This window comes from Marinobacter sp. BSs20148 (assembly GCF_000283275.1).
GTDB lineage: Bacteria > Pseudomonadota > Gammaproteobacteria > Pseudomonadales > Oleiphilaceae > Marinobacter > Marinobacter psychrophilus.
Genome location: NC_018268.1, coordinates 2,772,023 through 2,789,367, shown reverse-complemented (window position 1 = coordinate 2,789,367; position 17,345 = coordinate 2,772,023). Strand labels below are relative to the sequence as shown.

The 17,345-nt window shown below is 54.0% G+C and carries 19 protein-coding genes; 15 read left to right on the top strand and 4 right to left on the bottom strand.

The window, feature by feature from the left end; translation table 11 throughout:
* Positions 1–17 precede the first annotated feature (17 nt).
* Entirely contained in the window at positions 18–587 is a 570-nt protein-coding gene (locus MRBBS_RS12640; protein ID WP_014871916.1) for a DUF1439 domain-containing protein, read from the top strand.
* A gap of 23 nt (positions 588–610) precedes the next feature.
* Here the strand turns inward: MRBBS_RS12640 and MRBBS_RS12635 are convergent, their stop codons facing one another.
* The gene (locus tag MRBBS_RS12635; protein WP_014871915.1) at positions 611–1,765 is read right to left on the bottom strand and encodes an isocitrate/isopropylmalate dehydrogenase family protein; all 1,155 of its coding nucleotides are present in this window, start codon (positions 1,763–1,765) and stop codon (positions 611–613) included.
* Positions 1,766–2,087: 322 nt separating this feature from the next.
* Here MRBBS_RS12635 and MRBBS_RS20055 point away from each other — a divergent pair, with 322 nt between their 5' ends.
* Positions 2,088–2,312, top strand: coding sequence for an EAL domain-containing protein (locus MRBBS_RS20055; protein ID WP_014871914.1), 225 nt, complete (start codon positions 2,088–2,090; stop codon positions 2,310–2,312).
* 48 nt (positions 2,313–2,360) lie between these two features.
* The gene (locus tag MRBBS_RS12625; protein WP_014871913.1) at positions 2,361–2,717 is read left to right on the top strand and encodes a hypothetical protein; all 357 of its coding nucleotides are present in this window, start codon (positions 2,361–2,363) and stop codon (positions 2,715–2,717) included.
* On the opposite strand, the gene MRBBS_RS12620 is transcribed toward MRBBS_RS12625, so the two are convergent.
* Complete coding sequence (locus MRBBS_RS12620; RefSeq protein WP_014871912.1) at positions 2,711–3,643, bottom strand: LysR family transcriptional regulator; 933 nt, start codon at positions 3,641–3,643, stop codon at positions 2,711–2,713. The genes MRBBS_RS12625 and MRBBS_RS12620 overlap by 7 nt on opposite strands.
* Positions 3,644–3,796: 153 nt before the next feature.
* On the opposite strand from MRBBS_RS12620, the gene MRBBS_RS12615 reads away from it, so the two are divergent.
* From MRBBS_RS12615 to MRBBS_RS12595, 5 genes are all read left to right on the top strand, one after another.
* Positions 3,797–5,005, top strand: a complete 1,209-nt coding sequence (locus MRBBS_RS12615) for an acyl-CoA dehydrogenase family protein (RefSeq protein ID WP_014871911.1) — start codon at positions 3,797–3,799, stop codon at positions 5,003–5,005.
* 182 nt (positions 5,006–5,187) lie between these two features.
* A complete protein-coding gene (locus tag MRBBS_RS12610) occupies positions 5,188–6,009 on the top strand; it encodes an SDR family oxidoreductase (RefSeq protein WP_014871910.1) in 822 nt (273 codons plus the stop codon).
* Between the two features lie 42 nt (positions 6,010–6,051).
* Positions 6,052–7,116, top strand: a complete 1,065-nt coding sequence (locus MRBBS_RS12605; protein ID WP_014871909.1) for a phosphotransferase family protein — start codon at positions 6,052–6,054, stop codon at positions 7,114–7,116.
* Positions 7,116–7,835: a histidine phosphatase family protein gene (locus MRBBS_RS12600; protein ID WP_014871908.1), complete on the top strand. Its 720-nt coding sequence runs from the start codon at positions 7,116–7,118 to the stop codon at positions 7,833–7,835. Before MRBBS_RS12605 ends, MRBBS_RS12600 begins: the two co-directional genes overlap by 1 nt.
* A gap of 38 nt (positions 7,836–7,873) precedes the next feature.
* Positions 7,874–8,641, top strand: a complete 768-nt coding sequence (locus tag MRBBS_RS12595; RefSeq protein WP_014871907.1) for an SDR family oxidoreductase — start codon at positions 7,874–7,876, stop codon at positions 8,639–8,641.
* Positions 8,642–8,662: 21 nt separating this feature from the next.
* Here the strand turns inward: MRBBS_RS12595 and MRBBS_RS12590 are convergent, their stop codons facing one another.
* Positions 8,663–9,559: a DUF6279 family lipoprotein gene (locus MRBBS_RS12590; RefSeq protein WP_014871906.1), complete on the bottom strand. Its 897-nt coding sequence runs from the start codon at positions 9,557–9,559 to the stop codon at positions 8,663–8,665.
* Positions 9,560–9,667: 108 nt separating this feature from the next.
* On the opposite strand from MRBBS_RS12590, the gene MRBBS_RS12585 reads away from it, so the two are divergent.
* Complete coding sequence (locus MRBBS_RS12585; RefSeq protein ID WP_041635285.1) at positions 9,668–9,940, top strand: DUF2798 domain-containing protein; 273 nt, start codon at positions 9,668–9,670, stop codon at positions 9,938–9,940.
* 55 nt (positions 9,941–9,995) lie between these two features.
* Here MRBBS_RS12585 and dacB read toward each other — a convergent pair whose 3' ends face one another.
* A complete protein-coding gene (gene dacB, locus MRBBS_RS12580) occupies positions 9,996–11,567 on the bottom strand; it encodes a D-alanyl-D-alanine carboxypeptidase/D-alanyl-D-alanine-endopeptidase (protein WP_014871904.1) in 1,572 nt (523 codons plus the stop codon).
* Positions 11,568–11,798: 231 nt separating this feature from the next.
* On the opposite strand from dacB, the gene MRBBS_RS12575 reads away from it, so the two are divergent.
* The 6 genes from MRBBS_RS12575 to MRBBS_RS12550 all read left to right on the top strand — a co-directional run bounded on the left by MRBBS_RS12575 (position 11,799) and on the right by MRBBS_RS12550 (position 17,298).
* Positions 11,799–12,215: a GFA family protein gene (locus MRBBS_RS12575; protein ID WP_041635284.1), complete on the top strand. Its 417-nt coding sequence runs from the start codon at positions 11,799–11,801 to the stop codon at positions 12,213–12,215.
* 405 nt (positions 12,216–12,620) lie between these two features.
* The gene (locus MRBBS_RS12570) at positions 12,621–12,959 is read left to right on the top strand and encodes a zinc ribbon domain-containing protein YjdM (protein ID WP_014871901.1); all 339 of its coding nucleotides are present in this window, start codon (positions 12,621–12,623) and stop codon (positions 12,957–12,959) included.
* Positions 12,960–13,105: 146 nt separating this feature from the next.
* On the top strand, positions 13,106–15,358 hold the full coding sequence (locus MRBBS_RS12565) for an EAL domain-containing protein (RefSeq protein ID WP_014871900.1): 2,253 nt from the start codon (positions 13,106–13,108) through the stop codon (positions 15,356–15,358).
* 109 nt (positions 15,359–15,467) lie between these two features.
* Positions 15,468–16,052 carry a copper chaperone PCu(A)C gene (locus tag MRBBS_RS12560; protein ID WP_014871899.1) on the top strand — a complete coding sequence of 195 codons (585 nt, stop codon included), beginning with the start codon at positions 15,468–15,470 and terminating at the stop codon, positions 16,050–16,052.
* 71 nt (positions 16,053–16,123) lie between these two features.
* Entirely contained in the window at positions 16,124–16,732 is a 609-nt protein-coding gene (locus MRBBS_RS12555) for a LysE/ArgO family amino acid transporter (RefSeq protein WP_014871898.1), read from the top strand.
* 92 nt (positions 16,733–16,824) lie between these two features.
* Positions 16,825–17,298, top strand: a complete 474-nt coding sequence (locus MRBBS_RS12550) for a DUF4442 domain-containing protein (RefSeq protein WP_014871897.1) — start codon at positions 16,825–16,827, stop codon at positions 17,296–17,298.
* Positions 17,299–17,345 lie beyond the last annotated feature (47 nt).

Here is a 17,345-nt window from a genome sequence, read left to right as displayed (position 1 = left end):
CCACGGAGGCAACACTGATGGTCGGATTTTTGAATACCCTGCGCTGTTTGAGCATTGTCTTGCTGGCCGTTCTGGCCAGTGGTTGCGCCAGCCTTTCTCCTTATGCAGTTTCCGAAGGTGAGCTTGAACGCCACCTGCAGGATGCTGTGCGCGATTACGATCGCAAGCAGTTGCAAAGTGGCTCGCCATTAAGCCTGAGTTTGAATGACGCCGACATTACCCTTGGCCCGGACGGTCGTGATGTGGCCATAATAGGGTTGAAAGGGCAAGTAGCTCTTACCGTTTTAATGGCAAAACTGCCAGTGGATATCTCGTTGAAGCTGGAGGGCGCTCCGGTTTATGACAGCGCTGAAAAGGCGGTGTATCTTCGTCGTTTACAACTATTGGAAAGCAGCGTTGAATCACCACTTTTCCGTGGTGATCTTAAACCCGTTACCGACACGGTTATGCGGGTAGTGGCGCAAATGCTGGAAACTATGCCGATATATCGCTTAGACGATAGCAGCATGGCCCAGCGTATGCTTGGCATGGTGCCCATGGATATCCGCGTAGCGCCAGGCCGGCTTGAATTTGTTATGGCCGACTAGGCGCAGCGGTGTTTACTTTGAGGTCAGGCCTTTAACCGTGCACAAACGGCTGCGCCGATCTCAGCGGTTGATCGTCGTTTGCCGCCATGCTGTGCCAGGTCTGCAGCGGTAGCCTCAAACAGAGCAAGGCCTGCCGCGGCCATGATGGGATCTTTATGGGCTAACCAGTCCAGCATGCGCGCAGTGGTAAATAACATCGCTGTGGGGTCCGCAAGGCCCTGGCCGGCAATATCCGGCGCGCTGCCGTGAGTCGGCTCGAACATTGACGGCATGGTCGGGTCCGTGGGATTCAGGTTGCAGGATGGTGCTACCCCCATGCCGCCGGACAGCACCGCGGCCAGATCGGTTAAAATGTCGCCTTGCAGATTACTGGCTACCACGACATCGAACGTCCACGGGCTTTGTACGAACTTCATGCAGGCGGCATCCACCAACTCATGGTGGGTTGCTACATCTGGGTACTCCAGGCTCATGCGTTCAAACACTTCGGTATAAAGGTCACCCCAGTAACGCAAGGCGTTGCGTTTGGTCACCAGGCAAACCTGGCTGTCGCAGACGCGACCATCCAATGTCTGAAATTGGCGTGTCTGATGGTGTTGCTGGCGCTGAATGGCTCGCGCACGGGCTTGTTCGAAGCCGTAACGAATGATGCGCTCGCTGGCAAAATGGGTAAATACTTCAATCTGGGTAGCCACTTCATGGGGCGTACCCTGGCGCAGGCGTCCGCCCTGGCTGACGTATTCTCCCTCTGAGTTTTCCCGAATGACCAGCATGTCGATGTCGCGGGCGCGATCGTCCGCTAGATACTGGCGAGCACCGGGCAGCAAGCGCGCGGGGCGCTCGCAAACCCACTGGTCAAAGCCTTTACGGATCTGCAGTAACGGCGCCAGCGACACGCTATCAGACAACAGATAACGATTGTGATCGGTCACCGGGCCAGGGTCGCCCAGAGCGCCCAGCAAAATGGCATCAAAGGCGCCTAGTTGTTCTAGAGCGTCAGCAGGCATGGATTCGCCGTGTTGCTGGTGCCAACGGTGTGAGGGCCAGGGGAATGGGTGCCAGTCCAGGTCCAGTTTGAAGCGCTGACGCAATAATACGAGGCAATTAACAGCTTGATTGACCACTTCCGGGCCAATACCGTCGCCGGGTGTGATAGCGATGTTAGTTGTAGCAGACATTCAAACTCCTTGGCCGGTAAACAAAAAAGCACTACGGTAGCGTAGTTGTGATGAGTGTAGCTGTGATGGCAGCCAATGCCACCGGCTAAATCGATGAGTTATTTACGGTTCAGCGGGTGACGACTATAGTGAGCGTAGGTGTGAGGTGCCCAAGGCGAGGGCGCTCGCACTATTTTGAACCGCGTAAACCAACTCAACAGATACTCGTTTGACCAGAGGTGCAAGGTCAAAGCAGTAAAGTTGGCGGCAAGCCTGAAGCTGCAAGCGCGGTTAAGCATCAATTGCATGCCCAACGCAGTCTACCAACCTGATTAAGCTGGATATGACTCTGTTGCGTGGTATTGAGCGTAATGATAAACAACAAGCAGTGGTTAACGGTAATCTGGTCATGTCGGACCAACTCGGTAGCCGGGTGATAGCCGAAGGTGTGGAAACCATGGAAGAATATCGCTGGGTTCGGCAAAGGGGCATCAGCCTGTTTCAGGGTTACCTGTTCGCCAGACTAGGCTTTGAAAAATTGCCGGAATCTTTTTTTCCAGAAGATTAATTTGGTCGAACCCGTATTTTTTATTTCTCCCTTATAAGGCAGGTGCTTGTGTTTTATCGAATTTTGACCGCTATAGGTGGCGCCGTTTTTGTCGCCATTTTGTTCGCTCTGGTTTGGCTATTTTGCCGAATTTTTTTGCAGCGTCAGGGAGTTACCGAACAGTTGCAGGAACGCGCCACTAACCTGGCCACTTGGACATTTTTGGGTATAAGTGTGGGCCTGGTGTTTGCCATTGCGGGCGCTTTTGTATTGGGACCCTGGGCATTTTACCGGGCCCTGCGCGGGTATAATCTGAACGTTGACCCGGGTAAGGCAATTTGGTGGGGGTTTGCGATTGTGGTTGCCTCATTGGGCATTACCGCAGCCGGCTTCTTCGGATTTCTGGGACTGGTGGGCGCCTATTGAGGCTGGTCACGTATCAGTTTTTGGCGAAACCACACCAGTGCGGGTTCTTGCTCATAGGCTTTGTGCCAGTACAAATGAACATTCACCGGCGGAAACGGCGCCGGCGTTGGCATAACGGCAAGGTCATGATGGCTGGCCAGTAGCCGCGCGTAAGAAGCCGGCATGGTCAGCAACAGCTCGGTGTTGGCGACCACCCGGCAGGCTGCAAAATAGTGCTGACAGCGCAAACGTATGTCCCGCTGCAGTCCCAATCTTGATAACTCGAAATCCTCTACTCCCGAACCTGTGGCCCGCGACGACACCAGTACGTGCTGTGCTTGCAGGTACGCTTCCAAATAGCGCTCAGCCAAAAACTCGCCACTGGCCTCGGTCGGCGCCATAGTCACCCACGGATGGTCTTTGCGCGCGAGAACCACAAGTGGGTCTTGGTGCAGCCATTGGTGGCCGGTGTGTTCGCTCACGGGCAGCAGCACGTCAATTGCAAAATCCAGTTTTCCCGCCGCCAGTTGGCTTTCCATGTCCCGGCGCGCCACTCTTTGGCTAACAATGGCCAGATCCGGATAGGGCGCTAGCTGCGTCATCAGGTGGGGCAAAAATGTCGATTCCAAAATGTCGCGCAGAGCCAGCGAAAACGTCTTACGCTGATGTGTCGGGTCAAAGCTATGGAACTGAGCGACGGCGCTGTGTATCTGGTTGAGCCCTGGCCGCATGGAGTCTATAAATCGGGTGGCCAGCGGCGTAGGTACCATGCGGTTGCCCTGGCGGCTGAACAGTGGATCATTAAACCAGGTCCGCAACCGCGCCAGCGAGTGGCTGAGCGCAGGCTGAGTCAAGTGCAGGGTCTTGGCGGCGCGAGTCAGACTGCCTTCGCGATAAATAGTGTCAAAAACCTGAAGCAGATTCAGGTCTGGCCGGTTTGCCGCCATGTTTTTCATCCCCAAGATGCGCAGTGATATCAATTTTACTAATGGTAAAGGATAAAAATAATTCAGTCGCGTAATACTTTGCCTGTGCCTACACTGAAACCAGTCGCAAACCGCGAGTGTCAGTAGCGCTCAGTCAGCGTAGGAGGTAAAACAATGGATTTTTCAATTTCAGCCAAGGGCCAGGATTACCTGGAGCGGGTAAAACGCTTCATGGCCGACGAGATTTATCCGGTAGAGGCACAGTACCACCGGGAACTGGCGGCACTGGATAACCGTTGGGTGGTGCTGCCCGTTATTCGCGAACTGAAGGCCAAAGCTCAGGAGCAAGGCCTGTGGAATCTGTTTTTTCCCGATGACACCTACGGTTGTGGCCTGCTGAATTCCGACTACGCGCTGATTGCCGAGGAGACCGGTCGCAGCTTTATTGCGCCGGAAATCTTCAACTGCAACGCGCCAGACACCGGCAACATGGAGGTGCTGATCCATTACGGTTCAGATCAGCAGAAAGCAGAATGGCTGCCGCGTTTGCTTAGTGGTGAAGTTCGTTCGGCTTTTTGTATGACCGAACCCGACGTGGCCTCGTCAGACGCGACGACTATGGCGGCTACCGCCACGGTGGACGGCGATGAGGTGGTTCTGAACGGGCGCAAGTGGTGGAGCACAGGTGTGGGCCATCCGGACTGCAAGGTCGCCATTTTTATGGGCGTAACCGATACCGATGCGGCCAAGCACCGTCGCCATTCGATGGTGTTGGTACCGATGGACGCGCCGGGTGTTAGCATTGAGCGCATGTTGCCGGTATTTGGTGCCTACGATGAGCCTTACGGCCATGGCGTGGTGGCGTTTGATAACGTGCGGCTGCCGGTCTCGGCGTTTATTGCCGGGCCTGGTCGCGGCTTTGAGGTTGCCCAGGGCCGTTTGGGGCCGGGGCGGGTGCACCACTGCATGCGCGCCATTGGCGCGGCTGAGCGGGCGCTTGAGCTGTTGGTTAAGCGTGCGTTATCGCGTGAGGCGTTCGGTCGCCCTTTGGCTAAATTGGGGGGCAATGTGGACAAGATTGCCAACGCGCGTATGGCCATCGAGCAAGCACGTTTGTTGACGTTGAAGTGCGCCTGGGCCTTGGATACCAAGGGCATTGCTGGAGCATTGCAGGAGGTGTCGATGATCAAGGCGGTGGTGCCGCAGATGCTGCAGACAATTGTGGATGACGCTATTCAGATTCACGGTGGGGCTGGTGTGAGTGATGATGACTCTCCGCTGACGGCATTGTTTGCCTATGCGCGGGTGTTGCGTTTGGCGGATGGGCCAGATGAGGTGCATAGAGCTACGGTGGCTCGGCTTGAATTGCGTAAGTACAAATAGGTTTTTATTTGGCATAGGCGTTTTGTGCCCCAAGCGCTAGAAACGGAGGTTGGCGACTGGCCGTTGGTGCGGATGAAACACGCCTCAAGGCTTCCAGCGCGGTTTGGGCTCCGCCACTTATGGCTCATCACAGTTTTAGCCGGTTTTAGTATCAACTGTTTTTCAAACATCAGGACATAACTATGACAACAAGAGTATTTATTACCGGCGGAGCCAGTGGTTTGGGGCGGGCGATTGCGCTGCGCTATGCCCGTGAGGGCGCGAAGGTTTGCATTGGCGATGTGAATCCGCAGCAGGGCGCTTTGGTAGAGCAGGAAATCAGCAAGGCGGGTGGCGAGAGCTATTATGTGGGTTGTGATGTTCGCCGGCTGAAGGATCTGGAGCGGGTTCGGGATGATCTGGTCGCGCGTTGGGGCGGTGTGGATATTGTGGTGAATAACGCCGGTGTGGCGTCGGCCGGGTCTATTGAAGACACGCCGATGGCGGATTGGGAGTGGATTCTGGATATCAACGTGCTGGGCGTGGTGCGCGGTTGTAAGGCGTTTACACCGATGTTCAAACAGCAGGGCGCGGGTACGTTTGTGAATATTGCGTCTATGGCAGGCCTGATGCTGGCGCCGATGATGAACAGTTACAATGTGTCCAAGGCCGGTGTCATTGCTCTGTCGGAAACTATGAGCCAAGAGCTGCGCGAGAGCGGTATTCAGGTCAGTTGCGTATGCCCGGCGTTTTTTCAGACCAATCTGACCGAAGGTATGCGCTCGGTGATTCCAGGTGTTCAGGGTAATGTCGCCAAGTTGATGAAACGCTCCACGATTTCGGCGGAAGATGTGGCCGATGACATTTTTCGGGCGGTTCAGAGCAACACTTTCTGGGTTCTGCCCCATACCAAGGAGCGTCGTATGTGGGTGCTCAAACGCCACGCCCCCTGGGCTTTTGATTGGCTGATGCATCAGGGCAGTAAGAGCTGGATTAAAAAGGTGGGTGCGAAGCCCAAATCCTGAAGGTGCGGCACGGTCGAATTTTGTAAAACGGGAGTGGATGTAATGAGTCAGATTGATCAGGCGGTAGCGGTGCGCGATGGCGAGGAGCTGGATGCCTCAGCGGTCGATCGCTTTATGAAGCAGGCGGTGGCTGATCTAAAGGGCGAGCCAGTGATTCGCCAGTATCCCGGTGGCGCTTCAAATCTGACCTATCAGGTGGATTATGGCTCGCATTCGTTTGTCCTACGCCGGCCGCCGTTTGGAAAAATTGCCCGTTCAGCCCACGACATGCTGCGCGAAGCCCGCGTGATGGCGACGCTCAAGCCAGTTTACGGTTATGTGCCAGAGATTGTTGCCACCTGTGATGACCACAGCGTTCTGGGCTGCGATTTTTACGTGATGCAGCGCCTTGAAGGCGTCATTCTGCGCCAGGATTTCCCGGCGGATCTGGCCATGCCAGCAGAAGACGTCCGCACACTTTGCACCAACGTGATCGATAAGCTGGTTGAGCTGCACAAGGTCGATGCCGAAGCTGCGGGCCTGAATCATTTGGGCAAAGGTGACGGCTATGTGCAGCGTCAGATTCGCGGTTGGAGCGACCGCTTTGTAAAAGCCCGAACCGACGACGTAGGCGATTTTGCCACGGTAATGCAATGGCTGAATGACAAGATGCCAGACGATGTCGCCCAAGTGGTTATCCACAACGATTACCGTTTTGACAACGTGGTGCTGAATCCAGATAACCCTTTTGAGGTGATTGGGGTGCTGGATTGGGAAATGGCGACCATTGGCGATCCGTTGATGGATTTGGGCAACAGTCTGGCTTATTGGGTACAGGCGGACGACGAGGCACCCTTTAAGATGTTGCGGCGCCAGCCAACTCATCAGCCGGGCATGCTGACTCGCGACGAGGTCGTCACTTACTACGCTCAACAATCAGGGCGACAGATCGATAACTTTGATTTTTACGAGGTTTACGGCCTGTTTCGTCTGGCGGTGATTGTTCAGCAGATCTACACCCGCTATTACCATGGCCAGACTGTAGACAAACGCTTTGCGATGTTTGGTCAGGCCGCCAATTATTTACAAATGCGCTGTGAAAAGCTGATTTCAAAGAGCAGCCTATAATGGCAACGATCTATCTGGTGCGCCACGGCCAGGCCAGCTTTGGCGCTGAAGATTACGATCGCCTTTCGCAAATCGGCTGGCAGCAGGGGCGGGTGCTGGGGCGTGCGCTGAAGTGTTCGCAAGCGACAGCCGCAAAGCCGCTTGCGGTTTTTGGCGGTACGCTGCGGCGTCATCGAGAAACCGTGGAGGCTATGGATCGCGGTTTTGGTGACGGCTTGCGAGCTATGCAGGTAGCGTCCGGTTTTGATGAGTTTGACCATGTGGCGCTGATTCACCGCCATCGGCCCCAGTGGCAGGACCACAGCGTAATGGCGCGGGATCTGGCTGCGTCCATCGCGCCAGCCAAAACGTTTCAAATGGAATTTTTCGCGGCGGTGCAGCGCTGGGCCAGTGGCGGCTTTGATCACGAATACGCGGAAAGCTGGCCTGGGTTCAAGACACGGGTTTTGGCGGCGTTGGACGAGGCAGTCAGCTGCGCTGCCGGTAAAGATCTGTTGGTTGCGACCTCAGGTGGCCCCATCGCAGTGATCGTCCAAGCGCTGCTTGATCTGAGCGATGAGCGCACTCTGGACTTGAACAGCATGATCGCCAACACCAGCGTTACCCGAGTGCTTTATAGCAGCCGCGAGCGCCATGGCGACAGTCGGCGCAGTTTGGCGGTTTTCAACAACTACAGCCACCTAGAGGCGGAAGACCCCGCCCTGGTAACCTTTCGCTAACAATTTCGCCAAAAACTTCGCTAAAAATAGGGGAATCCATGAGCACAAATCTGTTTGATTTGAATGGGAAAATCGCGTTAATCACCGGTGCCAGCCGCGGTATTGGCGAGAGTATTGCTCGCACATTAGCCGCCCAAGGCGCCCACGTGATTGTCAGCAGTCGCAAACTGGACGGCTGCGAGGCCGTGGCCAGCAGTATTCGCAGCGCTGGTGGCAGCGCTGAGGCCTTCGCCTGCCATATTGGCGAGATGGGCCAGATTGACGCGGTTTGGGAACACATAGCACAAAAGCACGGCAAGCTGGACATTCTGGTGAACAACGCTGCTACCAACCCTTATTTTGGGCCGGTAGAAGATACCGATATGGCCGCCTTCAATAAAACCGTGGATGTGAATATTCGCGGTTACTTTTTTATGTGCGCCAAGGGTGCACAGCTAATGAAAAAATACGGTGGCGGAGCCATTGTGAATGTGGCGTCGGTAAATGGCGTTAACCCCGGGCACTTTCAGGGTATTTATTCCATTACCAAGGCCGCAGTCATTTCCATGACCAAATCTTTCGCTATGGAATTGGGGCCCATGAACATTCGGGTGAACGCACTTTTACCGGGGCTGACGGATACAAAATTTGCCAGTGCGCTGACCAGCAACGAAGCGATCAAAAAACAGGCGATGGCGCACATACCTATGAAGCGGGTAGCCAGCCCGGACGAAATGGCGGGCACAGTGCTGTATTTGGTATCGGCCGCATCCAGTTACACCACCGGTGCTTGTGTGAACGCTGACGGTGGCTATTTGACCATTTGAAGTGGCGCAAATGGCACGGCCTCAGACTGTAGGCAGTGGGCAGGTAAGTACGTCAACGTCGCTTTTCAGTTCGGCGGCTTTGACTTTGACTTGTTCCAGGGCAGATTCGCCACCCATTGCCAGTAGGTCGCTTAACAGGTTGGCCATAGCATTTTTGCTTTGTGCCATGGTCTGTTGGTAAGCCAGTCCACGGGCTTGTTCGGGGTTTTGCAATAAATCGGAGATAACGCTGGCGAATTCTGCCTGCTGTCGCTGTTGCAGGGCTTCCAGAAATACTTGCTGCCAGCGCTCTCGACCCTCTAGCCAGATATCGGTTTGGCCGGCCTGGGCCGCAGACCAGCGCTGAATGCGAAAATACTGGTCATCACTGAAGTCGCCTAGCCACGATTCAAGACGCTCCGCGGTACGTTCAGCGCGAGCCGAGGCAGTGGCTTCCGGGGAGCGCTTCAGCAAGTCTTGCTCTAGCTCTTGCTGGCGGTCGGCCATATTGACCGCCAATTCCTGAACCTGCTCGTCACTCAATGTTTTGAGGAAGGCCACTACCATGGGCGTAGCTCTCTCAGTGATTGCTGGCAGCAAGGCTAACAGTTGCTCCTGATGGAACTCCATACGCGCTGAATTCGTCAGTAGAGCTGAATTGGCATCGGCTATAACGGTGCTTAACCAGCGTTCGTAACGGGGCAGCTCCCGGCTGCAATGCCATTGGCGAAAATCGCGAACGCCCTGTTCAAGGGCCTGCTGTTGAGCGCCGGTGAGTGATACATAGTTTTCCGTCCACCACACCGTGCCCCAGTCCGCGTAACGGTAAGCCAGCTTGGCAGAGCTACAGCCGGCAATTGCCAGCACCAGCACTATTGCGATCGCCAAACGTAATAAAGTGGCGGGTGTCATGCGTTGTGGTCGGATGGGTGCAAACATTAAACGCTACCTAAAAGATTGCTTACTCACTACTATGCGTAGAGCATTAGAACACGCCATTGATTCCAACTAACCTACGACAGTTGCCTGCTTTTAGACGTTACAGAAATGTTCTTCTGCCTTAATTCTGCCCGAGTGCGCCAGCTCATTTTTGGCTTTTATATGTCTTGCATGATGTCATTACTAATGTCTGGAGTAATTACCTTTATGAACACCGGGCTGGATGCGCAGTTCGTATTCCGCTGGTTGCGTGCATTTCTTGTGGCTTGGGCTGTGGCTTTTCCGCTGGTAACGTTTATTGCTCCCATTGCGGGCAAGCTGACCGAGTTCACCCTGCGCCAGATTACCGGTCAAAAACCTGAAAAGCCGTTTGGCCGCTAAGTGCGAGGCAGTAGGCTTGGGAATTAGTCAGACGGGACATCAAACCGGTTGCTCATTACTGCCGAATGCGGTTTTCGCTCTGGCCTGCAGATTGTGACAGGGTCGTCGGCACTGGCGGTTTGTAATGCAGTGAATACAAAATGCGGTCGAGCACCGCTTGGCCGTTCCAGGCAGGGTTGTGATTGACCATGCCTACCACGGCCCAGGTGGTGTTGTTCTGATCACGAGTAAATCCGGCAATGGAACGCACATTTTCCAGGTAACCGGTTTTGATCCTGCCTTCGCCCTTCATACCTGTGTCCCGCAGTCTGCGGGCCATGGTGCCATCCATTGCAATCAATGGCATTGAGGCCATCAAGTCCGCTGAATAGCGGCTATTCCAGGCATTTCTCAGAATATCCACGCCTTGGCGTGCGCTGATGCGGCCATGTCGGGTCAAACCGGCTCCGTTATCGATCACCATACCGGTGGTGTTAATACCTTTATCTTCCAGCCAGCTGTAAATGGCACGAATACCCGTTACCCGGTCATCGTTGTCTGCAGCTGTGCGTTTTTCTGCGCCAATACCCAGTAACAGCTGGCGCGCCATCACGTTACTGCTCCATTTATTGATGTCGCGCACCATGGTTACCAGATCTGGCGATGTGGTGCGCATAATCAGTTTCGCGTTCTCAGGCGTACTGCTTAAGCGGTTGACGCCGCTGATTTCTACACCCATTTCTGCCAGTAGCGAGCGGATCATTGATGCGCTGTAGCGCTCATGGGATTGCAGAGACAAGTAACGTGTGGTCCGACAGCCCATGGGTAATGTGCCTTTAACGGACACGGTCACGCTTTGGTCGCTGTGAAAAACCGGTGTCCAGATGAATGAACCGCGGCCCGGGCAAGGGCCTTTGGCTGAGGCAATGACCTGGTTGTCGATCACCACCTCAGCCAGGTTCGGTGTACTCCATGAGCGGGTGCCGCGTTCGTCTGAACGAACCTCCAGCTGGCTCAGGTTGAGGTTCGTCAGGTACGCAGAGGGTTCCACCAGAAACGGGGCGTGGGGGTTGCTGCCGTTATCGTGGAAAGGTGGAAAACCGCCGTCAATCTGGAAATAGCTGCCGTCTAGAATCAGGTCGCCATTGACTTTTGTTATGCCCATGTCCCGCAGTTCTCTGAGCGTTGACCATAAGCGTTCGAAGGTCAGTTTTGGATCACCGCCGAAGCGCACATAAAGATTGCCATTAAGCGTGCTGTCGGACATGTCACCGTTGGTGAGAAAATCCGTGTCCCAAGTGTAGTTGGGTCCAAGTATCTCCAAGGCGGCGTAAGTGGTCAGGACTTTCATGATGGAGCCCGGGCTCATCAGGGTGTCGGCATTAATAAACTGCTCTACGCCCGGCCCGTTCATAGGCAGCGCGGCCATGCCCAGGGCGCTGTCGCTATTCAGCGACTTGCTGGCATAAGCCCGCATGGTGCCGTTCCATGCGCCTGCCTGCGCCATTGCGCTTTGGCCATTCGTGTCTGCGGCCAGTGCCGGAGTCCCCGGCCATGCCAGCAGTGCAGCTAACGCCAACCCGCCTAGGCGGCGAGCTTTAGCCGGCAGGGTAGTAAACGCGTTCACAGTGGGAAACGAGCAGGGCATAATAGAATCCGAAGTGGCAGGGCGGTGTTGCGTGTTGATTAAACTTTCGACACATTAAACAGTAGCTTATTTTCTCTGCAGCTACCATTCACACGGCTCGGCAAAGTATTAAATATTCTTTCTAGCTTGTTATTTTTTTATAAAAGGACATTGAATGAACAACTCTTTGACGCTCACATTCAGCGTTCTTGGTGCGGTTACGACCTCTTTACTGTTGGGAGGAAATTAACGATGGCGTACAGCGGTCGGTGTCTCTGCGGTGACATCCAGTTTCGGTATGATGGCCCCTTGGGCCCGGTGGTCTTGTGCCATTGTAAACAGTGTCAGCGGGCGCATGGTAGTGCGTTTTCTGCCAGCGCGCCGGCACAGGCAATTCACATGCAGTGGTTGATCGGCGCAGACCAGCTAAAAGAATACGCTTCCAGCCCGGGCAAATACCGCGGCTTTTGTGGCCGCTGCGGCTCTCAGCTGTATAGCAGGGTAGACGCCATTCCCGCCATTTTGCGGCTGCGGGTAGGCGCGCTGGAAAAACCTTTGGGCAAAATCGCGGCCCAACACGTTCATGTAGCAGCGCAGTCAGACTGGTTTCAGATCACTGATTCGCTACCACAGTTCGATAAGACGGAGCGCACGAACGATCCCCACTGAGTTGTATAGGCAATTCGGAGAGTGGCGTCATAATAAATTAATTGCAAATAATAATGATTCGCATTAAATTGTTTGTGTGGCGTTTCACTGTTGTTTGTGAATGCGCACGTGCGGGGGGAGTCACCATAAGGCAGTTTAATGTTGGCCAATGCTGAATTGGGATACATCTGGAATTAAGGAAGTGCTATGACACCGGAACAGGAATTGATGGGTGGGCTGAAAATTGCCGGAATTGCGGGTTTGTTTATCTGCCTTTTGCTGGCCGCGCTGGCTCTGACTGGTCAAGTTCCTTTATAAAAGTGGTCTATCACGTTAACACTCAGGTCAAGTACTGCTCGATGTGACTGGGTCGGGGGGTGATTCTGCTATAATACGCACCCTATTCAATCACCGAGGAAACCTGCCATGTCACAGTTGCCACCTTGCCCCCAATGCGCCTCTGAATTTACCTACGAAGACGGCACCCAGTTAGTGTGTCCGGAGTGCGGCCACGAGTGGAGCGAAACCGAGGCTGCCGCCGCAGAATCAGAGAAAATAATCCGTGATGCCAACGGCAATGAACTGCAAGACGGCGACAGCGTAACGGTCATTAAAGACCTTAAAGTGAAAGGTTCTTCGCTGGTGGTGAAAGTGGGCACAAAGGTTAAAAGTATAAGGTTGGTTGGTGGTGATCACGATATTGACTGCAAAATAGACGGTATTGGACCGATGAAACTGAAGTCGGAGTTCGTCAAAAAAGTCTGATGCTGAGTATGTGCTCCAGATTGTGAAAATCCGGGATTTAGCTGTTAATATGCAGATTGAATTGAAGGAACATTCGCAAATGGCTAATCCCAAATGATTATTGTGAAAAGACGGAAAAACCTGCAATTCCAGCGGAAACTTTTTCTTTGGCATTATTAAAACGCAATTTATGGACGCTCTTTTTGCTGACGCTGGCAGCGGGAAGTGCGATTCTTGTCCTGCTTTTGTTGTCGTTCTGGCAATCGATTCTTGCCGAGCGTAATTCAGTCCACAGCTCGCGGGTGGCACTGGTGGCGCAGTCTATGGACAGCGTTTTGCGTACCCAAGAGTTATTGCTCACGGTTGTTGGTCGCGAAATCCTGCGTTCTGGAGATTTGCCACAGACGCCCCAGCATTCAGCTGAACTGGATCGTATCCTGCAGGAAAACCCCGTTGCTATTGGTTTGGGAATGGCCCGTTCAGACGGGCAGATGATGCTGGTGAGTTCAAACCTGGATCTGGGTTTGTTGCCAAACCTGTTGCGAGCCAAAACTTCGCGAGACAGTTTTCAAGAAGCCTTGGCAACCGACACCATGGTTTTGGGGCGCACGTATTTTATGGGCGCGATCAATAAGTGGACAATTCCGGTGCGCAAAGCGCTGCGCAATTCCGAGGGTGAGGTGGTTGCGGTAATGACGGCGGGTCTCCGTATTGACGGCAACGCCGGTGTCCTGAGCAATTCCTTACACAGCGGCGCTTACGATCGGGTTATGTTGGCGCGAGCGTCAGACGGCTATGTGCAGTTTATTTCAGAGCAGGGCATGGGGCCAGAGCAATATTCCAAACTCCGTTACCAGGCCGAAACGCTTACAGACCAGAATCCGCATTGGAAAAATCTGCCCACGGCAGACATACAGCTATCAGACACACCTCATACCTATCGCATTCATCGTGATCAGCAAAACTATCTGGGGGCTGTCCAATTCAACAATCAGTTCCAAATGTGGGTTATGTCTGAAACCCTGATGCGCCCGTTGTGGATGAGGTTTTTTAAAACCGCATTGTTATACGTCAGCATTTTTCTAGGCGGTTTTCTGGCTTTGTTTATCATTTTTCGTATTACTGCGGTCGCCGAAGCCAAGCGCCTCAAAGAGCTGATGTACCTGTCGCGACACGATGAACTGACAGGCGTAGGCAATCGTTCAGGACTAAGCGCTAGCATCAACAGCCTGCTGCGGCGTAAACAAAGCTTTATGGTGGCTGTCATCAATATCGACCATTTTCGCGGCGTTAATGACCGTTTTGGGCAAGAATACGGTGACCAGGTGCTCTGCGCATTTGCACGCAGGCTGCTCAGCGTAGTCGACGAAAAGGACGTAGTGGCTCGGTTGGGCGCCGATGAGTTTGTGTTACTGATTAAAGCGGTGAATTTTCAGGCGATCGAGAGTCACGCGCGCCAGCTTAGCCACCAGTTGGACAAACCGCTGGAACTGGAGCAGTTTCCCTTGCAGCTGGGTGCCAGCATCGGTGTTGCGGTGTACCCCCGCGATGGTGATTCGGTGAACACACTTTTACGCAGCGCGCATTTGGCCTTGTATCAGGCCAAGAAGAGCCTCAATGACTGGTGTCTGTATCGGGAAGAACTCGAACAGGCCTACATCCGCCGAGTGCAGATTGAACAACGCTTGCGCCAAGCGTTGAGCCTCGGGCAGCTGACCATGGTGTTTCAGCCCCAGGTTGATCACGTCAAAGCCGTTTATGGATACGAAGCGCTTGTGCGCTGGTACGACGACGAACTCGGCCAGGTCGGCCCCGATGAATTTGTCGGAGTTGCTGAGTCCAGCGGCCTGATGCCAGCGTTGGGCAAGTTTGTGATGGAAACCAGCATTCGCGAGTTTTCCGAGTTTTTGGGTGCCCAAGGTAAAATGTGGCAACTGGCGGTGAACATATCGGTATTGCAATTTTTGCAGCCGGGTTTTACCAATGATGTTTTGTCTTTACTATCGCGATATGGGCTGTCGCCCAAGCAGTTGGTGTTGGAAATTACCGAGAGTCTGTTTATCTCCAATTTTGACGATGTACTGACCGTACTCAACGAATTGCGCAAACAGGGTGTGCGGGTATCGATGGACGATTTTGGTACCGGTTACTCGTCGCTTAGCTTGCTGAGAACCCTGCCGCTTGACGAGCTGAAAATTGACAAAAGCTTCATTGACGGCCTATTGGATGATCACAAAGTTCAAAACATGGTTGCCAGTATTGTCAGCATTGCTCGCAGTCATCAGCTTGAGCTTGTTGCCGAAGGCGTAGAAACAGAAGGTCAATACCTGGCGTTAATAGCAATGGGTTGTAAATTGTTTCAGGGCTACTATTTTGGCCGTCCGTCCGCTCTTGCTGTTGGGCCGAAGTCCCCCCACTAATCGTGTTTTTTCTGGCTGATTTGGTCCAGCGACAATTGGTCGCAGCGTCGCTGTAGCTGTTTGTGGCAGGCTATGCTGATTATTGACTTTGACCTTGTAGGAGTTTTTGATGGAACCTTCTTCCTTGATTCGTCGCTTTGCCCGTCATGGTAGTACGATCGCTGTTGTTGCCGCGGTCGCCAGTTGCATTCCGTTGATGGCCGCCGCCGGCACTGCTCCCGAGCCCCATGCTAGCGGTGTCATGGTGGAGTACGGTTGGAGCCGGCCAACGCCGCCGGGCACAGCGGTTGGGGTTGGCTACATGGTCATCCACAACCACACTGACGCAGCAGTTCGCCTCACCGGCGTCACCAGCGAGGTTGCCACCGACGTTTCCATTCATAAAACCATCGCAGACAACGGTATGATGCGCATGAAACCGTTGCCGGATGGCTTGAGCATAGACTCTGGTCAGAGCGTGGAGTTTAAGCCCCTCAGCTATCACCTTATGCTGGAAGGTTTAAAACAGCCGTTAAAGGTCGGGCAGAAAATTCCTGTTACGCTAAAGTTTGAACGCATTCCGGCGCAGAAAGCCGTACTGGACGTCAGGTCCCTGGATAACAGTGGCAAAGACGATGGTGGAGTGGACCATTCGACGATGAACCACTCCACAATAGATCATTCCAACATGAGCCACTCCGATATGGATCATTAATGGAGATTGTGGTGTAAAGCCGATATTCTGCGCAGCGTCTAGAAAGCCGAGCTTTTTTAAGGAATCTGCGTGTGCTTGAAAGTTACTTAACCGGCTTACTGGTGTGTGGCGGTTTAATTATTGCCATTGGCGCGCAAAATGCCTACCTGCTGAGCCAAGCCATTCGCCGGGAGCACCATTGGCCGGTGGCGGCTATTTGCGCAGTGTGCGATGCCAGTCTGTTCACCCTGGGCATGTTCGGCGTGAGTGCGGCGCTGATAGCCGTGCCCCAGGCGTTGGAGTTTTTGCGCTGGCTAGGCGTGATTTTTTTGGGCTGGCTGGCACTTCAGGCGGCCGTGCGTGTCTGGAGGGGCCGCGCTGCGTTAAAAGTTGGAGCGGCCACTCGAGGCAGTTTGCGCAAGGTTGTATTGACCGCGCTGGCGGTCACTCTGCTGAACCCTCAGGTTTACCTCGACACGTTGTTGCTGGTGCCGGCGATTGGTGCCCAGCAGAACAGTGCCGTGGCTTTTGTAATCGGCGCCAGCACCGCTTCGGTGGTGTGGTTTAGCCTGCTGGCGTGGGGCGGTGCAGCTTTGGCTCCCGTGTTGTCGCGGCCACTGGCCTGGCGCGTTATTGACGGCCTGATTGGTTTAATGATGGCGGCGATAGCGTTGCAACTGGCTCTTAATGGCAGTCTGTAGCGCTCTTTAACGCGTATTCTTAGACTTCAATAAGCTGCACGAGAACCAACCGTGACCAAAGTGGCGTTAAAAACATCACTTCGAGCCAGTTCATGAATAAAACTATTCGCCGCTTGTTTGCCAGCGCAGGCGCCTTGCGCCGAATCATGTCTGCCTACTCGCCCTATTTGGGTGCGGGCATCCGGGTGACCCATATCGCCGACGACTTTGGCTCTGCCACGGTGGAAATGCGTCAGCGCTGGTACAACACCAACTACGTTGGCACTCATTTTGGTGGCTCGCTTTATAGTATGTTGGACCCGATGTATATGCTGCTGCTAATGCGTCGCTTGGGCAATGGCTACGTTGTGTGGGACAAATCTGCCCACATCGATTTCATCCGCCCTGGCAAAGGCAAAGTTGTGGCGCACTTTGAGCTGACGGACGAACGCCTCGATGAAATTCGAGCAGCCACCGCCGATGGCGAGAAAATGCTGCCCACTTGGGATGTCGAAGTGCATGATGAACAAGGCGAGCTGGTTGCTCGCGTGCGCAAGGTGCTTTACATTCGCCGCAAGGCAGGCTGACGCCTCTGCCCTGGCCGTTGCGCTAGCACAGTGGTCACCCCTGTAGC